We start from the raw sequence: 9,576 nt of genomic DNA on the forward strand, positions 1-9,576 counted from the left end.
TCCGTGCGGGTCGCGGACGGACCGGTGAGCCGGCGCCCCGTCACTCCCTATCGGGGTCACTCCCTATCGGGGCGCCGGGCCGTTCAGCGGGCCGGTTCAGGAGCCGCGTGCGTGACCCGCAGCTTCGACTGCCCGTGCGGCAGCCGCTCCCAGTCGTCCATGAACCGCGCCTCCAGGCCGTGCTTCCGCGCCAGCCCGACCAGCGTCTCGGTCCGGTAGTAGAAGTCCTCCCGCAGCACCTGATGCTCCGCCCCCTCCGTACGGTCGAAGGTGAAGTCGAAGAACCCGCCGGGCGCCAGCACCCGCCCCACATGCGCCAGACACTCGTCGATCACGTCCAGTGGCGAGTGCGAGAACACGCTGTGGGCGTGCACCACCGTGAACCACCCGTCCGGCAGGAAGTCCAGCCTCAGGTCGTCCACCGGCGTCAGATACGGCACCTTCTTCTGCAGCCCGTAGCGGACCAGCGTCCTCTTGGCCTCCACCAGGATGTCCGGCGAGATGTCGATCCCGTAGTAGTGCCCCGGCTCCAGATGCTCGATGAACCGCCAGCCCGCCCTCAGGTTTCCGCACCCGATCTCCAGCATCCGGTCCTGCGGACGCAGCCCGTGCTCGACCAGATAGTCGAACTGCATCCGGCCGATCGCCAGCCACCGCTCACGCGAGGGCGCACCGCCCACGGCCGCCTCCGGGCTCCGCGCCGTGTCGCTCGCCATCACCGCCCTGTAGTACGCCACATGGCTGCCCCGGCTCCGCACCCGCAGCCATAGATCGCGCCCCGCACGCCGTACGTACGGCACCACCCGCCCCGGGTGCCGCAGCGCGTAGCGCACCTTGTACGCCGGTTTCGACCGGTCCGTCCACAACCGCGAGAAGGAACTCTGCGGCATGACGCCCTCCCTGATGTGTCCCATGGGTCCGGTCCCACCGTGCACCGCACGGCCGCCACGGCACCGGGGGCACCACCGGACAGGGGGCGACGGCACCCGCACGGGGGGTCGTCCGTACTCCTTCCGTGGCGGACCGACATGCCGGGCACGACGCGTCCCGCACTTCCCGCTAAGCCGACCAGTGGCCCGGCCGCCGGAGCGTCGCCGGGATCCTGGTGGCGGCGTCGCCCCGGGCGGCGTTCAGCTGGGCCTGAGTCAGGAACAGCGCGCCCGTCAGGTCCGCGCCGCGCAGGTTCGCGTCCCGCAGGTCCGCGCCGATCAGATCCGCGTCCCGCAGGTCGGCGCCCGACAGGTCGGCGGCGATCAGGCAGGCGCCGCGCAGGCTCGCGCCGCGCAGTTTCGCACCGCGCAGCCGGGCGCCCATCAGGTCGGCACCGCGGTGGTCCTTGCGGCGACCCGGTACGGCTGCCGCACGGGCCAGCTCGCCGGCCCGCAGCAGCAGGACGTTGACCTCCGCGCGCACCCCCGCCACGTCCAGCTCCAACAGCGAATCGGCGTCGCCCCGGCTCAGCGCGTCGACGTCGTCGTGAGCGCGGCGCAGCTCCGCGTGGACGGGCCGGGCCGCCGCGAGGTCCAGCGCCTCGGCCACGTACCGCAGCAGTTCGTGCAGTTGCCGTACCACGGGGAAGACCGCGAACATCGTTCGCGCAGAGTCCGGTTCAGCATGCCAGCTTCGGCCTTCGAAGGTGACCTGGGAGACCTTCTGGCCGGCCCCGAAGCAGTCGAAGACCGTGCAGCCGGTGTACCCGCTGTCGCGCAGCCGCTCGTGGATGCCGCAGCGGAAGTCGTCCCGCAGGTTCCCGCACGGCGTGCCGGCCGGCTTGTCGGCGGCGAAGTCCGCGGACCGTGCGAAGGGCAGCGCCACACAGCACAGTCCGAAGCAGTTCGCGCAGTCGGCCTGCAGATCGGGACGGGCGGTGTGCGGGGTGCGCGGGGACACGGCGGCTGTTCTCCTGCAGGGGCGGTCGGGACATACGTACGTGCCCATTGTCCCTCCTGAGACCACGGGGGCGTTCGCTGACGCAGAGACATGGGCCGGTTGCGCCGGGTGGTGAAATGGGCGGGCCGGCCGGTGAGGATCGCCACCCCGGGACGCTGCCCGTGCGGCACATGGGCGCCGGGGACCACGCGTTCCCCTGCTCGGCGCGGCCCCGCCGCTTTCCCGGCTGCGGGACGCCCCCGGGCCGCTGGTCGCACGGCTCGTGCACTGGCCGGGGACTCCGGCCGGCCCGTCTGATCGCGGACCGTCTGACCGTCGCACCGGGGCACGCCGACGGAAGCACCGTGACCTTCGCGATGCGGCTGGACCCGCGACCGTACGGGCCGCCCGCGGGACATCGGCCCGACGGCGCGTCAGGAAAGGGCGGTGGTGCGGACCTTGGCGATCACCCTGTCCAGGAGGGACAGCAGCACCTCGCGGACCTCGCCGCGTTGCCGCGCATCGAGCATCAGCACCGGTGTCTCCGGGTCGCTCAGCCGCAGCGCGGTCCTGATCTCGTCGGCGGTGTAGGCCTGCTCACCGTGGAAGCAGTTCGCGCCGACCACGAAAGGCAGGCCCCGGCTCTCGAAGAAGTCCACAGCCGGGAAGCTGCGGTCCAGCCGCCGTGTGTCCACCAGCACGATCGCGCCGAGCGCCCCGTCCAGCAGGTCGTCCCACATGAACCAGAAGCGCTCCTGGCCCGGGGTGCCGAACAGGTAGAGGACGACGCCCGCGTCGCCGAGCGTGATCCGGCCGAAGTCCATCGCCACGGTGGTCGCCGTCTTGGCCTCGATGCCTTCGAGGTCGTCGACGCCCACACCGGCGGAGGTCAGCCGCTCCTCCGTGCGCAGCGGCTCGATCTCCGAGACCGTCTCGACCAGCGTCGTCTTGCCGACCCCGAAACCCCCGGCGACGAGGATCTTGACGGGGGCCGGCTCCTGGAGAGCGGGAGCGGTGTCATATCCGGGCAAGGTTGTCCCTGATTCTCATGAGCAGGTGGACGTTGGTGGTCTCGGCCCCTTCGAGCGGCGGCCGGTGACGGACGAGCCCGCGGTCCGCGAGCTCCCCGAGCAGGAGCGTCATCGGCGTCAGCCGCATCCCCATCCGCGCCGCGATCTCGGCGACCGCCCGGCCGTTCGGCGCCGGGCACAGGGCGAGGACGGTCTGCCACTCGGTGGGCAGCCCGTGGGCGTCGTCGTCACCGCGGACCGCCGCCGTGATGGTCGTGTCCATCGTGAGGACGGTCTGCGGCCCGGCCGTACGGCCGTCGGTGAGGGCGTACAGCCGCGGCCGGCGGCGGCCCGCGCGCTGCGGCTCGTCGGCCATTACGAGGCGGTCGACGGCGAGGGCGCCTGGGCGCGTTCGGGTGTACCCAGCCACTCACCGAGGGCCTGGGCGGTCCGTACGGCCTCGCCGCCGAGCTCGCCGAGACGCGCCTTGCGGGACGTCACGACGATGAGTGTGCTGCCCTCGCCGCACCCAACGATGCAGAGATACCGGTCGTCCATCTCGACCAGCTGCCGGATCACCCGGCCGCCGTCGACCTCGCGGGATATCGCCTTCATCGTGGCGGCGATGCCCGAGGACGCCGCGGCGATTCGCTCCGCCTGCGGGCGGTCCAGCAGGTAGGCGCTGAGCATGATGCCGTCGTTGGACAGCAGCACCGCCCCCTGGATACCGGCGATCCTGCTGAGGTTGTTGTCCAGGACGCTGTAGATCATGTCGTTCGTCGTTGTCATGGCTGATCCTGTCGGAGCTCTTCTTCCACTTTCCGGGTCCCGTCCTCGTATTCGGCCCACGCGTCGGCGACCTCTTCGGGGCTCGCCTCGTCACGGACCGTACCGCCGGAGGAGTCGGCGTCCTGGGCGGCCGTGCCGCCGCCGGCCGGGCGTGCGGTACGCAGTTGCTCGGCCATGTGCGTCTGCGGGACGCGCTCCGGCAGGGCCGGACGGGCGTCGCCGCCCCGCGCCACCGGCCGCGCGGCGCCCGCACCGGCCTGCGCGCGGTCCGGTGCCCGCTCGTGCGTGGGGCGGACCGGCAGCCCGCTGCCCACGTGCAGCACCAGCTCCGGCTTGCCCCCGTCGGCGCCGCGCGGCCCGGAAGCCGCGTCCGTCGGCGGGGGCGCGGCCGGTACGGGCACCACGGGCAGGGGCGACACGGGAGCGGGTGCCGCGGGAGCGGGTGTCGTGGGCGCGGGCACCACGGGCGATACGGGCTGCGCCGGTATGTGCGAGCGGGCCGCCGTCCTGCGTACCTCCTCCCGCTCGGTCGGCACGAGCAGCCGCTCCGGGATGATCACCACGGCGGACGTGCCGCCGTACACCGACCGGCGCAGCGTCACGGTCGCGTCCAGCTGGTCGGCGAGGTGCCCGACCACGAAGAGGCCCAGCCGGTGCGCGTTCTCGGCGAGCACCGCGTACGGCGGGGCGGAGTGCAGGCGCGCGTTCATCTCCGCGTACCGTTCGGCACTCACCCGCGGGCCGCGGTCCTCGACCTCCACCGACAGTCCGTCGGCGACCAGCTCGGCCCGGACGATCACCCGCGACCGCGGCGGCGAGAACCGGGTCGCGTTGTCGAGGAGTTCGGCCAGCAGATGGCTGATCTGGCTGATCACCCGCGCATCGACGCTGATCTCGTCCAGCGCCTGACGGTCGATCCGGCGGAAGTCCTCCACCTCGGCCGCCGCCTCGCGCAGCAGGTCGGCGACGCGCATGGGGTCGGTGTGCGGGTCGGGGATCTCACCGCCGGCCAGGATGAGCAGGTTCTCGATCTGGCGGCGCATGCCGACCGTGAGCTGGTCGGCACGCATCAGCTGGGCCAGCAGGGCCTCGTCGCTGCCGAAGCTGTCCTGGAGCTCCTCCGTCAGCGTCAGCTGACGGCTGACCAGGTTGCCGGTCCGCGAGGCGATGCCCGTGGCGAAGCTGCCGAAGCCGTGCCGTTCCGCCGCGAGCTGCCGGTGCCCGTCCACGGACACGGCGACGACCCGGGCGAACGCGTCACTGATCCGCCCGACCTCGTCCCGATCGCCGCGCACCGACGGCAGGGCGTCGTCGTCGACCGGCCTGCCCTGCTGCAGCCGTGCCACGACGTCCGGCAGAGTCTGCTCGGCGACCGTCACGGTACGGTCGTGCAGCACGCGCAGCCTGCGCAGCACCGAGCGCGTGGTGGCCGTGACGACGACCACGACGATCAGCAGTGCCCCGCCGCTGACGGAGATCAGCCAGGTGACCTCCGTCTCCAGCGCGGCCGCCTTCGCGTCGGCGTGTGCCAGCAGGCCACGCGTCCGGGCGGCGTTCAGCGCCTCCACCTCCGCCGCCCACGTGGCGTGGGCGGCCGGCCAGCCGGCCGCCTCGCGGGGGAGCCGCACACCGAACGCGATGTCCTTGTGGTCGGACATGATGTGGTTCTCGATACGGTTCTTGGCCTGCCACGCCTGCGACCCGACGAGCGCCGAGTACCGGTCGCTGTCCTCGGGCGGCAGGTACGGCACGATCCACCGGTCGTACAGATACCGGTGCGCGCCGACCGCGTTGACGAGGTCCGCGAACCGTGTGGTGGTCAGTTCCCGGGACGGTCCGGCCAGCGCGAGGACCGTGTCCTCCCGGGCCAGCATCTCGGACGCCGAGAACATGGTGACGACGACCTGGCTCTCCTGGGCGAGCTCGCCGTCATCGGTGTGGCTGAACGCGTCCTGGTAGAAGCGGATCGTCTGGCTGATCACGCCGCTGTAGAAGGCGACCGTGCTGTCGGGGCTGCCGACGCGCGAGTCCGCGCGATCCCGGTGGGTGGTGAGCTCGTCGAGGCCCTCCAGCACCTCCCGCACTCGCCGGTCCGCCTCCTCGGAACCCGCCCCGGACTCGCCCGCGGCTCGCCGGAACTCCGCGGCCGCCCGGTCGGTGGCCGCGCGCCGGGTGCGTACCGCCTCGGCGGACGCGGACGGGCCGGCCCACAGCGCGGCGGTGGCCGTGCGCTCCGCCTGCAGCGCGGTCATCAGCTCGTACAGCGGGAGCCCGATCCGTTCACCGGCCGCCACATCGGACCGCAGATGCGCCGACTGCTCCAGCAAGCGGTCCGCGGTCACGACGACTTGGGTGGCCATCGCGGCGGTCGGTACGACGGCGAGCAGGACGAGCAGCGTTCGCAGGCGCACGGAGCGCCGTCGACGACGGGTCGACGGGCCTCGCGTGCCTTCGGGTTCCATGGGAGACATCGGCCCTCGGGAGCGGAAGCGGGGACAGTCCGGCGTCGGGCCCGGCGCAGCCCTGGGGAAGGGCATGGGGGACGGCCGGTCCGGCTCCGGTGATGCGTGTGGTGCGTGGAGGTGCCGATCATAACCAGCCAGACCGTGTTCGGGTCAGGTTGTCCCGATGATCGGAACGTGGTATTCCGAGTGCGGTCCGTGTCCGCCCCGTTGCCGACAAGAGGCTGTTTCGAGGCCCAATCGGTACGTACGGCCGATCCGTGCTCCGACGACCGGGCCCCGACGGGCTGTCAGGCGCCCCGCCGCCGTTCGTCTCCGGTTTCGGCTTCGCCGCCTCCCACTACGGCCTGCCCGACATCGGGTTCATCGCCTGGCCCGACATGGTGGCCTTCGTCGAGCGGCTCCGCAGGGCCCTCCCGGCCGTCCACCTCCTCGTGGACATCGACGACGGCTACGTCGATGCGGAGGTCGCCTGCGAGGTGGTGCGGCGGCTGGAGAAGTGCGGAGCCTCCGGGGTCGTCCTGGAGGACCGGCAACGCCCCCGCCGCTGCGGTCACGCGGACGGCATGAACTGGCCGCGCTCGGGGTCGACGCGGCCATTTGCAGCACCCCGTGCCTGTTCGCGGCGCACCACGCCGTCGACCGGGCCCTCACGGTCGCAGGGTCGCCGACGGCCGCCTCCCCGACCCCGCCGAACTGGGCGGTGTCGGGGTCGGCGAGTCCACACGCTGCTGGAGCGGAACCTCGGCGGCGCCCATCGGCACGGCGGGGCGGTGTCCTGACCCGGGCTCAGGGGTGCAGCGTCGCCTCGCCGGTGACGCGGACACCGACCGTGTGCCCGGGCCGTACGGAGACCGGGCCCGACGTCCGTACGCCGACGGGCGCGTCGAGCCCGTCCACGTCCACGGTGACCATGGCGTCGTGGCCGTAGAAGCAGACGTCCACGACCGTGCCCCGGGCGGCGTCGTCCGGGGCGGGCGACCCGGTGAGGCTCAGCTGCTCCGGGCGGAGCAGTACCGTGCCCTCGCGCGCCGTGGCCGGAGCGGCGAGGGGCACGGGGCCGAGCGCCGTGGCGGCCGTCGCGGCGGGCGCGGACGCCGTGGTGTCCGTGCCGGCAGTGCTGACCGTGCTGCCCGTGGTGTCCGTGCTGTCCGTGGGTGCCATGGAGGCCGCCACCCTGCCGGGCACGAGGACCGCGTCGCCGACGAAGCCCGCCACCCACGGGTCGGCGGGCCGGCCGTAGACCTCCTGCGGGGTGCCGCACTGCGCGGTGCGGCCGTCCCGGACGACCGCGACGACGTCCGCCGTGGACAGCGCCTCCTGCTGGTCGTGCGTGACCAGGACGGCCGTGGCGCCCGTGGCCCGCAGCGCGGCCCGTACGTCGGCGCGGACTCCCGTACGCAGTGCGGAGTCCAGCGCGTTGAACGGCTCGTCCAGCAGCACCAGCGCGGGTTCCGGCGCCAGGGCCCTGGCCAGGGCGACGCGCTGCTGCTGGCCGCCCGACAGCTCGTGCGGCATCCGGTCGCCGTATCCGGCGAGGCCCACCAGGTCGAGCATCTCGTCCACACGCCGCACACGGGCGGCCCGGTCACGGCCCGTCAGCCCGAACGCGATGTTCCGCGCGACGCTCAGATGCGGGAACAGCGCGCCCTCCTGCGGGACGATCCCGACCCGGCGACGCTCGGGCGCCACATGGACCCCGGGCCCGCTCAGCATCCGCCCGCCGACCGTCACGGTCCCCGCGTCGGAGCGCAGGAAACCGGCGACGATCCGCAGCAGCGTCGTCTTGCCGCAGCCCGACGGGCCGAGCACCGCGGCCAGGGCACCGGCCGGCACGGTCAGGTCCAGGCCGCGGAGCACGGCCGCGTCGGCGTCGGGGCCGTACGCCTTGACGAGCCCCTCGATGCGCAGGTCGTTCTCCTGGGTCATGTGCGGTGCCTTCCGAGCAGGTAGGAGGGGATCGCCGCGAGCAGGATCAGCACGGCGGCGTACGGCGCCGCGGCCGCGTACGCCCCGGCGCCCGTCTCGGTCCACAGCCGGGTGGCCAGCGTGTCCATCCCGGTCGGGCGGAGCAGCAGTGTCGCCGGCAGCTCCTTCATGCAGACGACGAACGTCAGCGCCGCCCCGGCGCCCACGCCCGGAGCGGCGAGCGGCACGGTCACCTCGCGCAGGGTGCGCAGCGGCGACCTGCCCAGGGAGCGGGCCACCTCCTCTAGGACGGGCGGCGCTTGCAGCACGGCGGCCCGCACGGCGGCCACCGCGACCGGCAGGAACAGCACTGCGTACGCGCAGACCAGCAGCGGCACCTCCTGGTACACGGGGTGGGCGTACCGGACCGCGAAGAAGACCAGCGACAGCGCGACGGTGATGCCCGGCAGGGCGTGCCCGGCGTACGCGGCCTGCTCCAGCAGGTGTGCGGCGCGGCCGCGGTGGCGGGCGGCGATCACACCGACCGGCAGGGCGAGCAGTGTGGTGAGCGCCGCCCCGGCCGCCGCGACGCCGAGCGTGGTGAGCGCCGTGTCGGTGAGCGTCGCCGGTTCCCAGGTGGCGGAGGTGCCGATGGCCAGCCAGTAGCCGAGGGTCGCGAGCGGGAAGGCCGCGGCGACCGCGGTGACGGACGCGCACCAGGCCAGCGCCGGCACCCGCAGCCGCCCGAGCGGCACCGGGTCGGCGGGGCGGGCGGTGCCCCGGCCGGTCCGCGCGTGCCCGGCGCGGCCCCGGGTACGGGCCTCGCCCGCGACCAGGGCGATCGTCATCAGGACGAGGACGACGCTGAGCGCGGCGGCCGGCGTACGGTCGAAGCTCGCCTGGTACGACAGGTGGATGCCGCGCGTGAAGGTGTCGTACCGCATCAGCGACACCGCGCCGAAGTCGGACAGCACGTACAGCGCCACGAGCAGCCCGCCCCCGGCCGCGGCCGGCCGCAGCTGGGGGAGCGTCACCCGCAGGAACGTACGGAGCGGGCCGTGGCCCAGAGAGCGGGACACCTCCTCCTGAGCCGGGTCGGTGCCGCGCAGCGCCGCGGCGACCGGCAGGTACACGTACGGGAAGCTCACCAGGGTGAGGGCCAGGGCCGACCCGGTGAACCCGGCCAGCCGGGGCGCGGCGGACAGCCACGCGAAGGCCGCGACGTAGCTCGGAACGGCGAGCGGCAGTGTCACGAGCACCGACCAGGCGCGCGCACCCGGCAGCGACGTCCTGACGGTGAGCCAGGCCAGGGACACGCCCAGCACCAGGCAGGCCGCGACGACGGTGGCGGCCAGGCCGAGGCTGCGGCCGAGCAGCAGCGCGGTGCGCTCGTCGGCGACGATCCGCCAGGCGTGCGCAGGGCCGCGTTCCAGGGCGCGCACGGCCAGGTAGACCAGCGGCAGCACCGCGAGGGCGGCGGCCACACAGGCGGCCGCGGCCAGCGCCGGGGGCGGGCGGCCCTCGGCGCGCCACCGCCG

At 73.8% G+C, this 9,576-nt stretch carries 8 protein-coding genes and 1 pseudogene; 1 reads left to right on the plus strand and 8 read right to left on the minus strand.

What is annotated here, in order from left to right; translation table 11 throughout:
- Window positions 1-83 precede the first annotated feature (83 nt).
- The 6 genes from FVS66_RS04965 to FVS66_RS04990 form a co-directional block, all read right to left on the minus strand.
- Window positions 84-890 carry a class I SAM-dependent methyltransferase gene (locus tag FVS66_RS04965; RefSeq protein ID WP_149179749.1) on the minus strand — a complete coding sequence of 269 codons (807 nt, stop codon included), beginning with the start codon at window positions 888-890 and terminating at the stop codon, window positions 84-86.
- A 169-nt stretch (window positions 891-1,059) separates the two neighbouring features.
- On the minus strand, window positions 1,060-1,890 hold the full coding sequence (locus tag FVS66_RS04970; protein ID WP_149179750.1) for a pentapeptide repeat-containing protein: 831 nt from the start codon (window positions 1,888-1,890) through the stop codon (window positions 1,060-1,062).
- A gap of 413 nt (window positions 1,891-2,303) precedes the next feature.
- Window positions 2,304-2,900: an ATP/GTP-binding protein gene (locus tag FVS66_RS04975; protein ID WP_149179751.1), complete on the minus strand. Its 597-nt coding sequence runs from the start codon at window positions 2,898-2,900 to the stop codon at window positions 2,304-2,306.
- Window positions 2,887-3,255 carry a DUF742 domain-containing protein gene (locus FVS66_RS04980; RefSeq protein ID WP_149179752.1) on the minus strand — a complete coding sequence of 123 codons (369 nt, stop codon included), beginning with the start codon at window positions 3,253-3,255 and terminating at the stop codon, window positions 2,887-2,889. Before FVS66_RS04980 ends, FVS66_RS04975 begins: the two co-directional genes overlap by 14 nt.
- Window positions 3,255-3,668 (minus strand): roadblock/LC7 domain-containing protein, encoded by a 414-nt coding sequence (locus tag FVS66_RS04985; RefSeq protein ID WP_149179753.1) that lies wholly within the window; start codon window positions 3,666-3,668, stop codon window positions 3,255-3,257. The genes FVS66_RS04980 and FVS66_RS04985 overlap by 1 nt, the downstream gene beginning before the upstream one ends.
- Window positions 3,665-6,079 carry a nitrate- and nitrite sensing domain-containing protein gene (locus FVS66_RS04990; protein WP_262386815.1) on the minus strand — a complete coding sequence of 805 codons (2,415 nt, stop codon included), beginning with the start codon at window positions 6,077-6,079 and terminating at the stop codon, window positions 3,665-3,667. The genes FVS66_RS04985 and FVS66_RS04990 overlap by 4 nt, the downstream gene beginning before the upstream one ends.
- A 359-nt stretch (window positions 6,080-6,438) precedes the next feature.
- Here FVS66_RS04990 and FVS66_RS04995 point away from each other — a divergent pair.
- Window positions 6,439-6,912: pseudogene (locus tag FVS66_RS04995) on the plus strand (isocitrate lyase/phosphoenolpyruvate mutase family protein); the annotation flags it as partial.
- Window positions 6,913-6,919: 7 nt separating this feature from the next.
- On the opposite strand, the gene FVS66_RS05000 reads toward FVS66_RS04995, so the two are convergent.
- Together FVS66_RS05000 and FVS66_RS05005 are read right to left on the minus strand one after the other, a co-directional pair.
- Window positions 6,920-8,059 carry an ABC transporter ATP-binding protein gene (locus FVS66_RS05000; RefSeq protein WP_149179755.1) on the minus strand — a complete coding sequence of 380 codons (1,140 nt, stop codon included), beginning with the start codon at window positions 8,057-8,059 and terminating at the stop codon, window positions 6,920-6,922.
- Window positions 8,056-9,576: ABC transporter permease (locus FVS66_RS05005; RefSeq protein ID WP_399224885.1), on the minus strand; the 1,521-nt coding region annotated here is incomplete at its 5' end. The genes FVS66_RS05005 and FVS66_RS05000, both read right to left, overlap by 4 nt.

It is taken from the genome of Streptomyces sp. TRM49041 (assembly GCF_008271805.1).
GTDB lineage: Bacteria > Actinomycetota > Actinomycetes > Streptomycetales > Streptomycetaceae > Streptomyces.

Bases quoted from the DNA above. Each gene is read 5' to 3' on its own strand.
- FVS66_RS05000 (WP_149179755.1), bottom strand. From the start codon at position 8,059: ATGACCCAGGAGAACGACCTGCGCATCGAGGGGCTCGTCAAGGCGTAC.
- FVS66_RS04985 (WP_149179753.1), bottom strand. From the start codon at position 3,668: ATGACAACGACGAACGACATGATCTACAGCGTCCTGGACAACAACCTC.
- FVS66_RS04965 (WP_149179749.1), bottom strand. From the start codon at position 890: ATGCCGCAGAGTTCCTTCTCGCGGTTGTGGACGGACCGGTCGAAACCG.
- FVS66_RS04980 (WP_149179752.1), bottom strand. From the start codon at position 3,255: ATGGCCGACGAGCCGCAGCGCGCGGGCCGCCGCCGGCCGCGGCTGTAC.